At 41.8% G+C, this 16,536-nt stretch carries 13 protein-coding genes and 2 other annotated features; of the genes, 2 read left to right on the forward strand and 11 right to left on the reverse strand.

The annotated features are described in order from the left end of the window. Together trpD and IEX94_RS03335 are read right to left on the reverse strand one after the other, a co-directional pair. The coding region (gene trpD / locus IEX94_RS03330) for an anthranilate phosphoribosyltransferase (RefSeq protein ID WP_229782541.1) at window positions 1-736 on the reverse strand (736 nt) is incomplete at its 3' end. A 31-nt stretch (window positions 737-767) separates the two neighbouring features. Then, window positions 768-2,162 carry an anthranilate synthase component I family protein gene (locus IEX94_RS03335; RefSeq protein ID WP_188856014.1) on the reverse strand — a complete coding sequence of 465 codons (1,395 nt, stop codon included), beginning with the start codon at window positions 2,160-2,162 and terminating at the stop codon, window positions 768-770. A gap of 61 nt (window positions 2,163-2,223) precedes the next feature. Then, window positions 2,224-2,493, reverse strand: a binding site (T-box leader). A gap of 58 nt (window positions 2,494-2,551) precedes the next feature. Next, window positions 2,552-2,796 (reverse strand) — a binding site (T-box leader). A gap of 705 nt (window positions 2,797-3,501) precedes the next feature. On the opposite strand from IEX94_RS03335, the gene IEX94_RS03340 reads away from it, so the two are divergent. Together IEX94_RS03340 and ytvI are read left to right on the forward strand one after the other, a co-directional pair. Continuing rightward, window positions 3,502-4,626: a CAP domain-containing protein gene (locus IEX94_RS03340; RefSeq protein WP_188856015.1), complete on the forward strand. Its 1,125-nt coding sequence runs from the start codon at window positions 3,502-3,504 to the stop codon at window positions 4,624-4,626. 168 nt (window positions 4,627-4,794) lie between these two features. Next, on the forward strand, window positions 4,795-5,901 hold the full coding sequence (ytvI, locus tag IEX94_RS03345) for a sporulation integral membrane protein YtvI (protein ID WP_188856016.1): 1,107 nt from the start codon (window positions 4,795-4,797) through the stop codon (window positions 5,899-5,901). Between the two features lie 280 nt (window positions 5,902-6,181). On the opposite strand, the gene IEX94_RS03350 is transcribed toward ytvI, so the two are convergent. From IEX94_RS03350 to IEX94_RS03390, 9 genes are all read right to left on the reverse strand, one after another. Then, window positions 6,182-6,955, reverse strand: a complete 774-nt coding sequence (locus IEX94_RS03350) for an SDR family oxidoreductase (protein WP_188856017.1) — start codon at window positions 6,953-6,955, stop codon at window positions 6,182-6,184. 144 nt (window positions 6,956-7,099) lie between these two features. Then, on the reverse strand, window positions 7,100-8,443 hold the full coding sequence (locus IEX94_RS03355) for a sodium/glutamate symporter (RefSeq protein ID WP_188856018.1): 1,344 nt from the start codon (window positions 8,441-8,443) through the stop codon (window positions 7,100-7,102). Between the two features lie 176 nt (window positions 8,444-8,619). Then, window positions 8,620-9,393: a TatD family hydrolase gene (locus tag IEX94_RS03360; RefSeq protein WP_188856019.1), complete on the reverse strand. Its 774-nt coding sequence runs from the start codon at window positions 9,391-9,393 to the stop codon at window positions 8,620-8,622. Between the two features lie 73 nt (window positions 9,394-9,466). After that, the gene (locus tag IEX94_RS03365; protein WP_229782542.1) at window positions 9,467-10,909 is read right to left on the reverse strand and encodes an aldehyde dehydrogenase family protein; all 1,443 of its coding nucleotides are present in this window, start codon (window positions 10,907-10,909) and stop codon (window positions 9,467-9,469) included. 23 nt (window positions 10,910-10,932) lie between these two features. Further along, on the reverse strand, window positions 10,933-11,682 hold the full coding sequence (locus IEX94_RS03370) for an SDR family NAD(P)-dependent oxidoreductase (RefSeq protein ID WP_188856020.1): 750 nt from the start codon (window positions 11,680-11,682) through the stop codon (window positions 10,933-10,935). Next, a complete protein-coding gene (locus tag IEX94_RS03375; RefSeq protein ID WP_188856021.1) occupies window positions 11,679-12,755 on the reverse strand; it encodes a tartrate dehydrogenase in 1,077 nt (358 codons plus the stop codon). Before IEX94_RS03375 ends, IEX94_RS03370 begins: the two co-directional genes overlap by 4 nt. Window positions 12,756-12,788: 33 nt before the next feature. After that, on the reverse strand, window positions 12,789-14,282 hold the full coding sequence (locus IEX94_RS03380) for an amidase (RefSeq protein ID WP_188856022.1): 1,494 nt from the start codon (window positions 14,280-14,282) through the stop codon (window positions 12,789-12,791). A gap of 108 nt (window positions 14,283-14,390) precedes the next feature. Next, window positions 14,391-15,860 (reverse strand): sodium/pantothenate symporter, encoded by a 1,470-nt coding sequence (panF, locus tag IEX94_RS03385; protein WP_188856023.1) that lies wholly within the window; start codon window positions 15,858-15,860, stop codon window positions 14,391-14,393. Then, complete coding sequence (locus IEX94_RS03390; protein WP_188856024.1) at window positions 15,857-16,162, reverse strand: YhdT family protein; 306 nt, start codon at window positions 16,160-16,162, stop codon at window positions 15,857-15,859. Before IEX94_RS03390 ends, panF begins: the two co-directional genes overlap by 4 nt. Between the last annotated feature and the right edge of the window lie 374 nt (window positions 16,163-16,536).

A 16,536-nucleotide genomic window follows, 5' to 3' on the forward strand; every position in this document is an offset into this window, starting at 1 on the left:
TCATCGGTGTTAGCTTGCCATCTTCTACAACAATCAAGTTGTTCAAACCAGCTAAGGATGCCTCATCAAGTGAACCTGCCCCGGTCACGACCACTGCCCTGCGCCGTCCTAGCTTATTCAATGATTCTGCGACCTTCTCAAGCAAATCTTTCCGGTAAACTCCGACTAACTGGGTTTCCAGCTGAATTGGATTTGTCAGTGGGCCAATGACATTAAATATCGTCGGTACGCCAAGATTTTGACGGACAATGGAAAAAGGCTTCAGCACTTCATGAACATGGGGAGCAAATAAAAATGCAATATTGTTCTCCGCAAGCATTTCCTCAATATGTTCCTTTGAAAAGGAAAGAGAGACGCCTAAGTGCTCGAGTACATCTGCACTACCCGTTTTACTGGAAATACTCCGGTTGCCGTGCTTCGCAATTTTAATCCCCGCTCCTGCCATAACAAAGGCCGCGGTTGTACTGATATTGAAACTATTTGACCGATCCCCACCAGTACCGCAATTATCGATGACATTTAATGTGTTCTCCGTCTGGAAGGATGACTTTTCTCGGATTACCTCCGCAAGACCAGTAATCTCATCGGCCGTTTCACCTTTTGCTTGGAGTGCAATAAGGAATGCGGCAATTTCCGATTCAGTCACTGCACTCGTAAAACAATGGCTTGCAGCTGCTTTCATTTCTTCCCGGCTTAAATTTTCCTTGTTGATCAACTTTTGAAGATATGTCTTCATTTGTTCGTTCTCCTTTCTTTACGATTTTTTGTTAACTGAACGTGTATGCGGCTTCTACTAATGACCGCGCTTTATGCAATGTCTCTTCGTATTCTTTCTTCACTACCGAGTCACGGACAATCCCTGCCCCAGCTTGGAGATATGCGGATTTTCCTTTGATAATCAGCGTGCGAATCGTAAGTGCGATGTTCAAATCCCGGTTGAAACTGATATAACCAACTCCCCCGCCATAAGGGCCGCGCCTCTTTTCCTCCAGTTCATTCACAATCTCCATCGCGCGCTGTTTCGGCATTCCGGAAACAGTCCCTGCAGGTAACAAAGATATTAATGCATCGACGCTTGAAGAATTTTCTCGTAACTCACCCTTTAACTCGGAAACAATATGCATCACATGCTGGTATTTCTCAATGATCATATCGGTTGTAAGTTCGATTGTCTGTTCCTTACAAACTCTCGCAAGATCTTCGTTACTAAGTTCAACGAGCATGCGGTGTTCAGAAAGTTCCTTTTCGTCTCCAAGAAGTTCAGCCTCTAGCCTCGCATCTTCCGCTTGTGTCGCACCTCTTGGTCTTGTGCCAGCGATTGGATTCGTAACCACCTCATTACCAGTTACTTGCAGTAAACTTTCTGGTGACGCGCCTAGCAAAATATAATCTGCAAAATCAATGTAAAACATATATGGCGACGGATTAGATGCGCGTAAATTCTCATAAAAGGCAAATGGGAAATCCGGGTTCCCGCTAATGTCTGCTTGCATTCGCTGTGATAGTACGACCTGTAACACTTCTTTCCGTTCGATATATTCCTTCGCCCGCAACAGTTTTTCTGTAAAACTTGCTTCTGTTTCTTGAGACTTGAAATCTATATTGGGAAAAGCTATATTGCTGTCTTTCATATCAGTTTGAAGTAAATTTTTTAGTTTCTTGAGCTCTTCATCCAGGAATACGTTAGGGTCTTGATCCGGATTGACTGCAATAAGATATAAGCAATCTTTCGTATGATCAATAGCGATAATATTTCTAAATAACATGAAATGAACGTCGGGCATTTGTAACTCATCCATACTTGGCAGAGCAATATCTTCCAAATTACAAATGAAATCATATCCGACATAGCCGACCGCCCCGCCGAAAAACGGGATTGGTAAATGTGTTTCCATGTCGGGTAGCTGCTTTTTCAAATAGTCGAGTGCATGTTCTTCGAGTTGTCTCGTCGTATTCGTTTGAATATCTATTATCGTAGTTTTCCCTTGGTTGCCAATAACCTCTTCGTACGGATCAACTCCGAGATAAGTAAATTTTCCTTTTTGTTCATGGTAACTCGTACTCTCAAGCAAGATCTTTTTTCGGGATTTCAAGTTTTTGAAAATCTTTAAAGCTGACATTCCAGCTGCCGGTATTTTTTCATATTGATACGATAAGATCATTTGTCTTTCACCCCTTTTGTGTAAATAAAAAAAGTCCTCTATAAACATAACTTGCATGTTTATAGAGGACGTATGGGACCGCGGTGCCACCTCACTTGGAAAAGAATATTCTTTTCATCTTTTTCGGATACGGAAGGATTACATTTCGTTCCTTCGATATCCTATCCGTGTAACGGCGGAAACCCGTGCTTTCCTACTCAAACAACGATTGCTTTTTCAGAAACCCTCTCATAAGTCCATTCAACAGTCACGAGCGCGCTGGAATCTCACCATCACCAGCTCTCTGGAACGCTTGAAGCGACTGTTTACTACTCTTACTTTACGATTTTTTTATATTTTTATTTTTAGTTTTTTTGACATTCCAACAATGCAAAAAGGTCCCTCATCCGAAAAAGGACGAGGGACCGTGGTACCACCTTTATTAGCTGTAAGAGCTCACTCAACATGTCGGGCAATAATTGCCTAACACCTGTCTCAGATAACGATGAGACGTATTCGCCAAAGCCTACTCCAGTTGCCGTTTCGGTTTGGAAGCTCCGAAGTCCATTCATTTATCCGCTCCACACTGGTTCACACCAACCACCAGCTCTCTTAAGTGTCTGAATAAATTACTACTCTTCATCAACGCAGATTAATTAAGTTATTAGAAATAAGATTAAGATAATTCCAAGAAGATGTCAAGGGGTTTTTGAAACTTTTTTTAATCCCTCTTACTTTCATTCACCGTAAGTATCTTGCTCGGTCATTATATTGGTGCCCTGATTACCGTTCAGTTTCCCGGCAGACGCATACCTTCCCAATTAAGTGAGAAAATCATGCAAATGGGAAAATAGTTCCCTATTGCTTTCCCATTAAAGTAAGATGGGTATTGCTGATGGGAGAATAAACCTCAGTTGTTTTCCCATTTAAGTTAGATGAACATGCGAATTGGAAAATAAAACCAAGTTGTTTTCCCATTTAAGTTAGGTGAATATGCTAATGGGAGAATAAAGCACAGTTATTTTCCTATTAAAGTTAGGTGAGCATGCGAATAGGAAAATAAAACCAAGTTGTTTTCTCATTTAAGTAAGATGAACATACGAATGGGAAAATAAACCCCAGTTGTTTTCCTATCAGCCTCTTGTTTAGAGGCGGGCGTATTACAGACCGTTAATACGTGATAAAATATTCCCTGTTTTTTTCCATATTTTTGTAAGTTTACATCACACTAGCTTGATATCTTTTATGATAAAATAAAGAAGATGCTTTGCAAGTATGTGAGGCAGCAATGTGGCTAGAATGATTGCTATGAACTGGGACATGTGCACTGACCCTAGTCTCAATAGATGGGAGTGGGAGTTTGACTTTTTTACGGAGATTTATTGTTTTGTTACTTATTGTCGGGTTGTTTTGGCATTTTTATGGGGATAGTTTTAAAGAATCAGGAGTAGGCGGAGTTTTTGAAAATATTCAATCAGATATTTATCGAATCGGCGAGCATCCAGTTGTTAGCAATACGATCGATTGGATTGGACAGGAGATTCGGTTACTTTCTGATAAAGTTTCTGAAACCTTTCAAGATCAAGATTCACCAATTCAACTAGAGAAACCCGAGTTATCAGCTCCTTCCGATCACTTATTTTCTATTCATAGCATTGAACTTGGTGATTTGCGGGCGGATGTTGAAGCACAGATTGGTGAACCTGAAAGAACGACACGGAATGAATATGGTGTGGACTGGGTCACGTATCATCAGAATTACCAACATTTCATGATGATTTCTTATGATGACGACGACCGAGTCAATGGTTTATATACGAATCAAGATTTGCTTACTTCCAGTAATGGAATTACATTTGAAAGCACGCGGGAAGAAGTGCTTTCCGTATTGCCTAAGCCACTGCAAACGCTCCGAAAAGGTTTAGTGAATTACGAAATTCAGGATAACGGGGAGTTTCATACTTTCGAAATTGACCAAAGTTACACGACAATATTTTATGATGTTCATCAGAATAATACAGTGACCGCTATTCTGATTATTGATAAGCAATTGGAAAAACAGAAGAAAAACTATTTTGGAATGCCGAGCGAAGAATTAAGAGAGGGATTCGAATATCAGTTATTTGATCTCACCAATGCGGCACGGGTAAAACACGGGCTTTCTGTTCTCGATTGGGAAGAATCCGCTTTAGAAACGGTCCGCGCCCATAGTCAGGATATGGCAGAAAATAATTATTTCAGCCACACAAATCTGGAAGGCAAGTCCCCATTTGACCGCTTAACAGAAGATGCTGTTGCCTACCAAAGGGCTGGGGAAAATCTCGCAGCCGGTCAACAAAGCAGTATTTTCGCCCATGAAGGTTTAATGAATTCACCTGGTCACCGTGAAAACAAGTTGCATAATAGCTACCGAACCCTCGTTGTCGGGGTAGCTTTCAACAAAGACTCTCTTCCTTTTTATACGGAAAATTATATAGCTAACTAAGTAGGACGTTCATGTTACTTACGTGACGTCCTTTCTTTATATAGACGCGACTCATTCTAGTTAAAGCCAAGAAATTATGATAGGATAAAAATAAAAACAAATGAATTTTCGCTATTTTTATTAACAGATAGCAAATTATGTTCCAAGCGATTGAAAGGAGCTCCGCTTATGAAACACCCAGCGATCCAAATAATTTTCCGCATCCTATTTCTAGCTTTTATTTCCGCAATTGGCTTATTTTTACTATATCATTTTCTTAGACTTACATATCCTTTTCTAATCGCCGCTTTACTTGCCTTTTTAATCAATCCGATTGTTAATACTGTTGAAAGATATTTACGTTTTCCAAGACCACTTGCCGTATTAACCGGAATCCTTTTCCTTATTGGAATTATCGGAAGCATTGTGACGATCCTTATCAAAAAGACCATTGACGGTTTTTTATACCTGTCGGATTATATCCCGAATCAAATTGAAGTAGTTTCCGTAAATATCCAGTTATATTTCAATGATGTCATTTTACCATTATGGGATCAAGGCATTGGCTTTATAGACAACCTCGATTCTTCGCAGCGCCAAGCCTTGCAGGAAGGGATTCAAATTATCGGTAGCAATGTCGCCGCCTTACTCGGCAGGATTGGTCAGGGTATTGCTAACGGCCTTTCCACCTTTATCGGTGCCCTTCCCATTACATTTACAGTTATTATTTTTTCTATTCTTGCAATTTATTTCATCAGCAAAGATTCTAAGAAATATGCCACCCTTTATAAAAATAAGTTGCCGCTCATTTTCCAAAAAAAGACCTGGAATGTCTTACGTGATTTAAAGCGAAAAACATTCGGCTTTTTAAAATCCCAAATCATCTTAATGATTCTTACTGCTTTAGTCAGTTTCATCGGTTTATGGATATTGCAGGTGGAGCAGTCACTTACTATCGCTGTAATTCTTGGTTTCATCGATCTATTGCCATATTTCGGACCAGGGCTCATCTTGATTCCTTGGAGTATATATAGTTTTTTTACCGGGGATTTGTTTATGGGGATCGGCCTTCTCATTCTATATGGCTCCACCGTAACCGTCAGACAAATTGCCGAACCGAAAGTACTATCATCCAGTATGAAGTTAAATCCGCTCGCCATTCTCGTATCTTTGTTTGCAGGTCTGCAACTATTTGGTTTAATTGGCCTTATTATTGGACCAATCAGCCTTGTTCTAATTATTTCTTTGTATGATGCGAAAGTTTTTGATGGCTTGTGGGAATTTATCACGCATTAACGGTCTGTAATATCCCCTCTTCCAAACATAGGGGGAAACACAACATGTGGAGCTGGGGGGATATACAGTCCGTAAATACCTGATTCTGTTCAACTAACTTTCAGTGGGGGGAAGGAATTCTCCACTGAATGAAGTTTTACTTTATTAAAGGAGAACCCACTTCTTCCTGAATAAAAAGACCCGCTTTTGTTGTTATTTCCCGGGAAATATCGACAAGCGGGTTGTTTGTGTACACAATCACATAGTTCATAAATTACTTAAGTAATGCTGGTTTTCTCATCTACAATGCCTTTACAAGACCTCCGTCAACAACGAGACTCTGACCAGTGACATAGGAGTTAGCACCGGACGCAAGGAAAACGACCATGTTCGCAAATTCTTCGGGTTCTCCGTATCTCCCAATCGGGATCGATCGTTCGACTTCATTCCGGAGTTGTTCATAGCTGATTTCTTTATGATCCGCTCGTATTTCATCCAATTCCTGCACTCGGTCTGTTGCAATCCGGCCCGGACCAATGGTATTAACAAGAATATTGTCTCCTGCCAGTTCTTGAGAAAGACTTTTCGATAGGCCGACAATTCCGGCACGAAATGTATTGGATAAAATTAGATTATCCAATATCTGTTTAATAGATGAGGATGCAATATTAACAATTCTCCCTGCTCCTGACTCCCGCATGGAAGGCAATACTTCCCGCGTAAGATTCAACTCAAAAGCAGCTTGCCAGTCGCTGTCTGAAAACTTATCAAAAGTTCCAGCAGGTGGGCCGCCAGCATTATTGATCAGTACATCTACCTTCCCGTTCCATTCTATAGCTGTTCCCACTAACTTTTTAATTTGCGATTCATCCGTTATATCACATGTTTTATAGCGGACTTTTTCATTACCTGTTTTCTTCCTGATTTCAGCTGCGGTAAGTTTCAATTCCTCTTCCCTCCTGCTGGAAATCAGAAAATGCGCCCCTTCTTCAGCAAATTTTAATGCAATTGCTTTACCCAATCCTTTACTGCTCGCAGCTACAATGACGGACTGCCCTTTTAATTTTAAATCCATTATTTCTCCCCCTTTAAAACACTCGTTAACATATTACTCACATTTTTTAGAAACTTACTTTCATACTAGCATAACATCATACAAATCGGGGAAATTTCCAATAAAAAAACCATTGACTAAGTTTCTAATCAATGGTTTTCCCGTTTATCCGTTTTCTCTTTCCCCTATCATAATCCAGCCCCTTCGGATAGAAAATAGGATAATGAGAATGGACAATCCGACCGTTATCGTGACGAACAACCACGGACGGCCATGAAGAATGAACATTGGCGAGAAGGTAATGAGCATAATTTCAACTGGCGCGATTGGTATATAGGCCAAGCCATATTCATCAAGCGTCTTACTCTCCATTTTTGGATCAACTATCCGCAGCAAAGCAATCGCCATTGCCACTGCACCAGTAATCCAGCCCCAAGTAAAGATACCTTTTTCAAACCAATTCTCTTGGAAATAATTCTTAGAAACGACTTTATAGAAAAAGTAAGAGAAGAGGATTCCGAATATAATCAGGATTGAGAATGGCACAATGTTCTCCACTACGACTGTTAAGTTAATCGATGCGATTCCGAAAGCTACCAAGATATCTGTCGCACTTCCGCTCACTTTTGATATAACATTTTTATCAATATAATGATCCACTTCTGCTTTTTGAATCATAATATTTAAAAATAAACCGACTAAAAACGCTAAAGAAAACGCTGGAATCGTAAGTTGCGGAAATAACCGCTCACCAAATTGACTTAAAAAATAACCCCCGGTTGCTACAAGCAGCACGAGCGCCAAGTGAAATACAAGGGGATCGATGGAAATACTCGAAACTGTATCGTTCCCCATCGAAGTTCTTTTCTCTTTTGGCAACAGACCGGTTCGGTATTCTGTAGGCAGTTCTTCAAACCGGCTAATATAGTTCGCTTCACCTTTATTTGCCGCAGAACGGATTAAAAGCAACCCTACTCCAATAGCGACAATTGCACCAATTGTTGCGGAAGTCATCGCAAGGGAAGTCGCTTCTTCCCATCCCTGCTGTTGAAAAGCATCGCCAAGTGCTGCAGCAGTACCATGTCCCCCGACAAAACCAGCAGCTAATAATAAACCAAATCCATCATGGACATGGAATGTAGGTACGAGAAAAATTAGTGCAAACATTAAACCTAGTCCCCACATCAATAACATGATGATTTGCGAATAGGACCAAAAACCACCAACCTTGTCCATGACTTTCCGCCAATCGAACTTCTCTGATGACAACGGTATGGAAGCGAAAACAATAGCAATTAAAACACTCGGATATGTTCCGATAAAATCAGAAAACGGGATGATTTGAAAACCATTCGGTCCCAGTATCAAGCCCAAAATTCCGGCGATAATGCTTGCCGGCATAAAAGAACGTTGCAGAAATATTACCCTTGCACGTAAAACCATTCCTACTAACAATAACAACGATAATAGTCCTAAATCCGTCAGAACATCCCATAGAGTAAACTCCATATATGTAACTCCTTTCTCTTGGTGTAGGATAATATAGGTTAAAAAGAAGCACACATTTTAATGTGTATCAAATTATAAAAAAACATTCCGCCTGAAGAAAAACACCGCTCGAATATTATAACATACCTTTTTTAGTCATGTCTTTCGTGACGCGATTTCGGCAATAGTCGTCAAAGCTAAAGCGTGAAAAAACTTCTCGTGTTTTCATAAATTTGCTGATAAACCGCTGTTCTATCGATTTGTTTTAAGTGTGCAATCACCTTTATCGACTCATGCAACATTTTGGGATGAGTGCGTTTATTTTCGAAAGGACCGGAAAATGGCCAAGGACCGTCCGTTTCCACCATTAATTGTTCAAGTGGATATTGTTTGGCTATTCGCTGAATTTTAGGCTTATATACGATATCCGGCGTTACAGAAATAAAGTAGCCATTCGTAAGCATCCGTTGCATTGTTTTATCATCTCCTTTAAACCAATGAAAATGCGCCTTATCGATCGAATGTTTCTCAAGTAAAGAGCAAACAACTGGTGCATCTTCATAAACGGCATGGAGAATAATTGGTTTCTTTGTTCGCTTGGCAAGCATGATGAAATGCTCGAGCAGGTTGATATATTCTTCAAGTTTAAGATCTGTCTCCTGTCTTAAATAATAAGGTAGCCCTACTTCTCCAATTGCAACCATGTCTTGTTCCTGTGTTAAGATAAATTCCGTCAACTGGACTATTTCTTTTTCTGAAGGCAAAGTTTGTTCCGGATGATATCCAAAGGCCGGTTGGATAGTGCAATATGTTTTGGATAAAGCGAGATTTGATTTTGCGGACTTGAGATTTTGTGAAACGGTAATAAGGCCTTCTATCTGATGCTTGTCCAATGACTCGATTATTTGCTTTTGTTCTTCAGTGGTGTAAAAATCAAGATGGATATGAGCATCGATCAGTTTGGTTTCCATAGTTCTAGCAATCCCTTCTAAAAATAATTCACAAAAAGAAGTGAAAACAATGGTCTGTTTTCACTTCTGTATTCTATCTATACTTTACTGCCACGTTTTTTAACGTCGTGTAGTTATCCAGTGCTGCCCAACCTTTTTCTCTGCCGAACCCGCTCTTTTTGTAGCCGCCAAATGGCATTTGAACACCACCCCCAGCACCGTAATTGTTGATAAACACCTGACCGGAATCAATTCTGCTTGCTAAGTAATGAGCGCGGTTAATATCTTTCGTCCAAACGCCGGCAACTAACCCATAATCCGTACTGTTTGCAAGTTCTAACGCTTCTTCCGTGTCCTTGAACGTAAACACGGTAAGCACCGGACCAAATACCTCCTCTTGGGCAATTCTACTGTGTGGACTTACTCCATCGACAATCGTCGGCTCGATATAAAATCCATTTTCAAATCCTTCGACAGTCATTTGATTGCCACCAAAAAGAATTTCTCCCTCTTCCCGAGCAATATTGATCATCCCCATCACCCGGTCAAATTGCCTTTCATTTAAAATCGGACCAATATCTTTATCCTCGATACCTGCACCGATCGTTAGTTTACCGAACTGTTCAATCACCTTTTTCAAAAATTCATCTTTGAATGATTCCTCAACGAGCAACCGTGCCCCTGCAGAACAAGTCTGGCCTGCATTTTGTATAATCGAACGGACAACGCCGGCAACGGTTGCTTCTACATCACAATCGGCAAACACGATATTCGGAGACTTCCCACCAAGCTCTAACGTGGCTGGCACGACATTCGCCATCGCTGCTTGACCAACGGAAATTCCTGTAGCAACCGAACCAGTGAATGTTAGCTGATTAATAAGTGGGTGACCTGCTAAAGCAGCTCCTGCTTCATACCCGTAACCTGTTACATGGTTGAACACTCCAGCAGGTAAGTCTAACTCAGCAAAAAATTCACTGAGGCGCAGCGCGGTAAGCGGTGTATCCTCTGCGCTTTTTACAACAACCGTATTCCCTGTCGCAATTGCTGCCGCAACACTTCTAGAAATAATTTGCAGCGGATAATTCCATGGAATGATATGGGCCGTCACCCCAACCGGTTCACGCACAACATAATCAAGCAATCCGTCTTGGATTGGAAGCGTATCCCCCATTACTTTATCAGCTGCTCCACCATAAAAACGGAAGTAGCGGATCGCCGCATCCACATCAGCATACGCTTGGGAGAGCGGCTTTCCAACATCCGTTGTTTCAAGCTCCGCTAATTCATCCTTACTTTCCTGCATTTTATCGGCAATTGCAAATAAAAGATCTCCCCGGTCAAATGCCGAATACGAACGCCATTCCTCCGTGCGAAATGCAGCAGCTGCAGCTCGAACAGCCCGGTCCACATCTTCCTTCGTACCTCGAGGAATCTCACCGATTTTCTCACTGCTTGACGGATTCAGCACATCAATTACCGCTTCGTTCGCACTTTTCGTCCATTCTCCATTGATATACATTTCATATGTTTTCACCAAGTGTCTCCCCTTTTTTGAAACTATATATTTCTCCCGCCATCAACATGTAAAACAGCTCCGGTTATCATTTCTGCCGCATCAGACAATAAATATTTCACCGATTTAGCGATGTCTTCCGGTTGCAGTAATTTGCCAAGTGGTACACTGCTTTCAAAGACTTCCTTTTTGGTATCGTCAACACTGCTACCCACAGCAGTAAACTCACCAAGCATTGACGTGTCAGCTGGTCCCGGATGGAGCACATTCGCGTTCACTTGATATGGCGCAAGTTCTAAAGCTAATGCTTTTGTAAAGGACTCTACGGCGCCTTTCGAAGCAACATAAGCCTGCAGTCCAGGTCGTGGCCGTGTCGTCGAAACAGAACCGATATTGACAATTTTTCCGCTTCCCTGTTCCTTCATATAAGCAGCGGCTTCCCGGCACGTTAAAAAGATACTAGTCATATTCACATCGATTATTTTTCGATATTCGGCAAGGCTGCAGTCTTCTATCGGTGTCGCATGTTGCGCAATCCCATGCACATTCGCAAGTCCATCGATAGAACCAAATTCACTCTTTGTCTGCGCAAAAATATGCTGTACAGCAGCTTCATTAAGCAAATCTGCTTTCATAGCTTTAAAACGGGGATTCTCCTCAAGTTCAGCTAAAGCTGCAATATTTAAATCGCACCCGACAACGTTTGCACCTGCTTCGAGTAAATGTTCCACCGTAGCTCGCCCCATACCGCCGCCAGCACCTGTTACAATGACTGTTTTTTTTGTTATTGTCATAAAAGTCCTCCAATTCGTTCCAGTTTGTCACTAATTGCATCGCCAACATCTGCTGTTGTCGCATTTCCGCCAATATCTGGCGTCAGTACTTTTTTCTCAACTAACACTTCTTCAATCGCCTGTAAAACGAGATCATGGAGATCTTTCCTTCCAAGATGTTCGAGCATTAGGGCAGCTGACCAAATTTGAGCGATTGGATTTGCGATCCCTTTTCCTGCAATATCAGGCGCAGAACCATGAACTGCTTCAAACATCGAAGGAAATTCACCCAACGGATTAATATTTCCAGATGGCGCAAGACCAAGACCACCGACAATTGCTGATCCAAGATCAGATAAAATATCCCCGAAAAGGTTCGAAGCTAATACGACATCAAAGGTTTCGGGACGTTGGACAAAGTAAGCAGCAAGTGCGTCGATATAATATCTTTCATAATCAATATCTTTATTTTCCGCTGCCACTTCTTCCACAAGTCGATCCCAAAACGTCATCGTATGAAGCATGACGTTCGATTTCGTTGCATTCGTCACTTTTTCCCTGCCATTTGCACGAGCATAGTCATAAGCAAATCTAGCAATCTGTTCGACACCCTGCCGTGTCATCACCATGTTCTGTAACGCCATTTCTCGGGTTTCCCCATGAAACATCGCTCCACCTGATTCTGTATATTCTCCTTCACTATTTTCCCTGACAATAACGAAATCAATCGGCACCTCTTTTTTCAATGTGCTTTCCAGGCCCTGCAACAGTTTAACCGGGCGAAAATTAATAAACTGCTGGAAGTTTTTCCGTATTGGTAAAATTAATTCCCAAATCGAAACTGGATCTGGCACTCGAGGATCCCCAATCGCACCGAATAAAATGGCATCAAATTCTTTTAACTGCTCAAGTCCATCTTCTGGCATCATTTTCCCGTGCTCTAAGTAATATTCACTATTCCAATTAAAATTCTTCGTTTTAAAACGGAAGCTAGAATCCATCTCAGCAATTCGTTCAAGGACTTTTACCGCTTCCCTTGTCACTTCTGGACCGATCCCATCTCCGGGTAATACCGCAATCTTGTATTCTCTCATCTCTTTCATCCTCTTTTACAAAGTCTATTATATTTATTGCTTCTGCATGGATTGTATTTTAGTAACATGGATATCCGGCTTCCTTCCATGGTTCCACTTCCCATCGAGCGCTCGTTCAAGCTGAGCACCGAGCTGAAGCAACAGACCGTCGTTTCCTTGCTTGGCGAGTGCGTGCATTCCAAACGGTAAACCATTAGGAAGTTGTGCCACCGGAAGTGAGATTCCCGGGATCCCGCAAATATTTGCAATCGACGTATAGGAGAAAATACTCCAGAGGTTATGGAACCAGTCATAAACAGAAGGATTATCACTTATCGTCAAGTATTCTGTCGTTCCAACAAGTGGCGTCGGAAGTGCCATCGTCGGTGTCAGAATGATATCCCATTTTTCAAAGTATGCAGCTGTTGACCTGGATAGCTGGTTAAAAAGCGCTTGCATTTTTGCCCGTTCACCATATGTTGCATGTCTTCCTTCCTCCCACACCCGGATACACATCGGTTCCACTAATTCAGCAGGTGGTGTTTCTAAATCTTTCCCTTCTAAAATTTCAGAAATCGTTTGGGAAAAATTCATGATATATGCCTCCGTCTGTGCCTTATATGCAGCATGGAAATCAATATCCGGAATCGTCCATTCGACGTCATGTCCTAATTCTTCGAGGAATTTTGCTGTTTTTTTCAGTTCGGCAACAATTTCAGGTGTCGCTTGATAGTTGCCCCATTCATGCGATACCGCAATCCGCAATTTCCCCGGATCCTTTTTAATTAGTTCCGTATAAGATTCATCCGGGTGCCAAAACGGCATGAACTCACCAGGTGCCCCGCCTCTCGTATGATCGACAAAAGCGGCCATATCCCGAATTGTACGAGTCTGAGCTCCTTGACTCGACACAACACTCATTAAATCGGAACCATTGGGAGCCAAGGAAAAAATTCCTCGGGATGGCTTGAGTCCGATATTTCCATTCACTCCCGCCGGGATTCGAATTGAGCCCCCACCATCTGTCGCATGAGCAATTGGAACAATGCCAGCCGCAACAGAAGCAGCCGAGCCTGCCGAAGAACCGCAAGTCGTGTAATTAAGATTCCACGGGTTCCTCGTCACATAGAGATCCGGATTTTCCGCGGAACTGCATAGACCTAGTTCGGGAGTCGTTGTTCTTCCCATAATATTCAGACCTGCATCGCGAATCTTTGTCGTTAGAAAACTATCCTTTTCTGCTCGATTTCCTTGCATAAGTAAAGAACCCATCTCCTGAAGTCGACCTTTTATCGTCGGTCCCAAGTCCTTCATCAGAAATGGAACACCGGCAAACACGCCATCCGGGTTCATTCCGTCTAGCAGTGGATCTTCCACAACATCGTCAAATACTTCAATAACTGCACTAATTTCAGGATTCAATGCCTCAATCCCTTTTGCTGCTTGACGCGCGGCTTCCTGTGGGGTCACTTCTTTTTCCCGAATCAACTCGGCTAAACCTGTCGCATCAAGTTCTGCCCATTCTTCCCAACTCAGTAATTCTTTCACAAACCTCACTCCCCTTTTCTTTATCTCTATGTTGCAAATCCCATCTATTCCGGGGATCCGATCTATTCATAAGAGGCATGCCTGATTTTAAAAACAGGCATGGCCTACCTATGCTCCTTTGTTAATATTTTTTGTTGGAAACTCGTACGCTTCTTCCTTAAAGATCAAACTGAAGACAACAAACACAATCAAGGATAGGAAAACCGGCACGGTAACCGTATGGACGCCAAACAAGTCGCCATATGCCTGGTTATAATAATGAATAGCGATATAAGAACCGATCCCTGTAATCATCGATGCGATGGCACCAGTCTTGTTCGCATATTTCCAGTAAAGCCCCATAATGAGCGGCCACATGAAGGCTGATTCCAAACCACCAAAAGCAAATAAGTTCAGGTAAATAAGTAATTCAGGCGGACTGATTGCAAGAATGAAAGCGACAATCCCAATTACTCCAGTAACTCCCATACTTACATTTTTAATCTGTTGATCTGTTGCTTTCGGTTTCATATAGTTGATATATACGTCTTTTACAACGGATGAACTAACGAGTAATAGAAGCGAATCCACTGTTGACATGATTGCTGCAAGTGGTGCAGATAAGATGACTCCGGCGAGCCATGGAGGCAACACTTCTAAAGCAACGAGCGGAATTACCTGGTCCGCTACTTCAACACCAGGCAATACTGGACGGGAAAATACCCCAATCAGATGCATGCCAAGCATAATCGTCCCAGTGACAATTGTTCCAATGATGATCGCGCGGTGCATCGCTGTCGAATTACGATAGGACATCGCACGGACTGCGATTTGCGGAAGTGCTACAACTCCTACTCCAACAAGGATCCAATAAGACGAAACGTAAGCAGCCGTCAAGGAACCGTCATGACCGAATGGGGTAATTAAATTCGGATTAATTGCGACTAAATCAGCGAATATATTGGATAACCCACCTCCGGCAATAATAACCGCTGCAAGGAGTACCAATGTACCAACGACCATAATAACCCCCTGGACCGCATCCGTTACTACAACGGCTCGGAACCCACCAACCGTAACATAAACGAGTACCGAAATCGTGAAAATAAATAGAGAGCCAATATAACTAATTCCAGTTAATGACTGGATTAAATAAGCTCCTCCAACCCACTGAGCCGCCATCGCAGCGAACATAAAAACAATAATACTAAATGCAGAAAGCAGCACAACCGTCTTGCTTTTATACCTTTCTTTTAAAAAGTCAATTAGCGTAACCGCATTATACCGCCTTGCAACGATTGCGAACTTTTTCCCAAGAATAAGCAACACGAAATACCCGGTCGCGAGCTGCGTCATTGCAAGCAGCACCCAACCAAACCCAATCGTATAGGCAGCACCTGGGCCGCCAAGGAAGCTTGACGCACTTCCATATGTAGCAACCATCGTCATCGCGAGCAGTAAGCCACCGAATTCTCTGCTGCCTAGAAAATAATCACTCAGGAACCCATCCGCTTCCGATAATCTTCTACTGGACCACATACCGATAATAAAAATTACGACAAGAAAAATTAATAAAGGGGTAACTACCGCCCAGTTCATCCTTTCATCACCTCATCTTCCTTTGTATCTTCATCGTCATCTTCTAGTGAAATGTCTTTCAAGAAAAACTTAACAACTAAAATGACAACAACAAACATCACTAGCGTTCCAAATATTAAACTGTAAAAAATCCACGCAGGAAATCCCATAACATATGTATATTCCTCAGGTGGCTTCGAACCAAGTCCATAGGCAAAACCATACCACCAGATAAAGTTGAATATAGCAAGCCCGCATCCTATAAGCGCCTCCCTATTTGCAACAGAAAAGCGCCATTCCTGTTTTTTCTTTTTCCCTTCCATACCAACACTCCTCCCCATAAACATGAACTATTTTTGTCAAAAATATCAACTTTAAGTCTATTATACTTATAATAATAACTATTTCCAGTATACAAATTGTTCAGACTTAGAGCTTGACATGACAAATATTTTCCGAATAAAAAAGAAGCGAGACGTTTTGATTATTGTCCCACTTCTTATCATAAAGCAACTTCCCTTCAACGTGGGGAATGATTGCTTTTTTTATTTTTTCACTGCCGTTTGAACCAGATTCGAGTTCGTTCGGGTGATTAAAGAGTTTTAATCACTCGAAGGAGATAAATTTGAAATTCGTTTGGGCGATTATAGGTGCTCTAATCGACCGAATGAGGTAGGATTGAACTCGTTTGGGCGAT

The organism is Oceanobacillus indicireducens, assembly GCF_014647195.1.
Lineage (GTDB): Bacteria > Bacillota > Bacilli > Bacillales > Amphibacillaceae > Oceanobacillus > Oceanobacillus indicireducens.

Coding starts and splice junctions, on each gene's coding strand:
- IEX94_RS03335 (WP_188856014.1), bottom strand. CDS start 2,162: ATGATCTTATCGTATCAATATGAAAAAATACCGGCAGCTGGAATGTCA.
- ytvI (WP_188856016.1), top strand. CDS start 4,795: ATGAAACACCCAGCGATCCAAATAATTTTCCGCATCCTATTTCTAGCT.
- IEX94_RS03350 (WP_188856017.1), bottom strand. CDS start 6,955: ATGGATTTAAAATTAAAAGGGCAGTCCGTCATTGTAGCTGCGAGCAGT.
- IEX94_RS03355 (WP_188856018.1), bottom strand. CDS start 8,443: ATGGAGTTTACTCTATGGGATGTTCTGACGGATTTAGGACTATTATCG.
- IEX94_RS03360 (WP_188856019.1), bottom strand. CDS start 9,393: ATGGAAACCAAACTGATCGATGCTCATATCCATCTTGATTTTTACACC.
- IEX94_RS03370 (WP_188856020.1), bottom strand. CDS start 11,682: ATGACAATAACAAAAAAAACAGTCATTGTAACAGGTGCTGGCGGCGGT.
- IEX94_RS03375 (WP_188856021.1), bottom strand. CDS start 12,755: ATGAGAGAATACAAGATTGCGGTATTACCCGGAGATGGGATCGGTCCA.
- panF (WP_188856023.1), bottom strand. CDS start 15,860: ATGAACTGGGCGGTAGTTACCCCTTTATTAATTTTTCTTGTCGTAATT.
- IEX94_RS03390 (WP_188856024.1), bottom strand. CDS start 16,162: ATGGAAGGGAAAAAGAAAAAACAGGAATGGCGCTTTTCTGTTGCAAAT.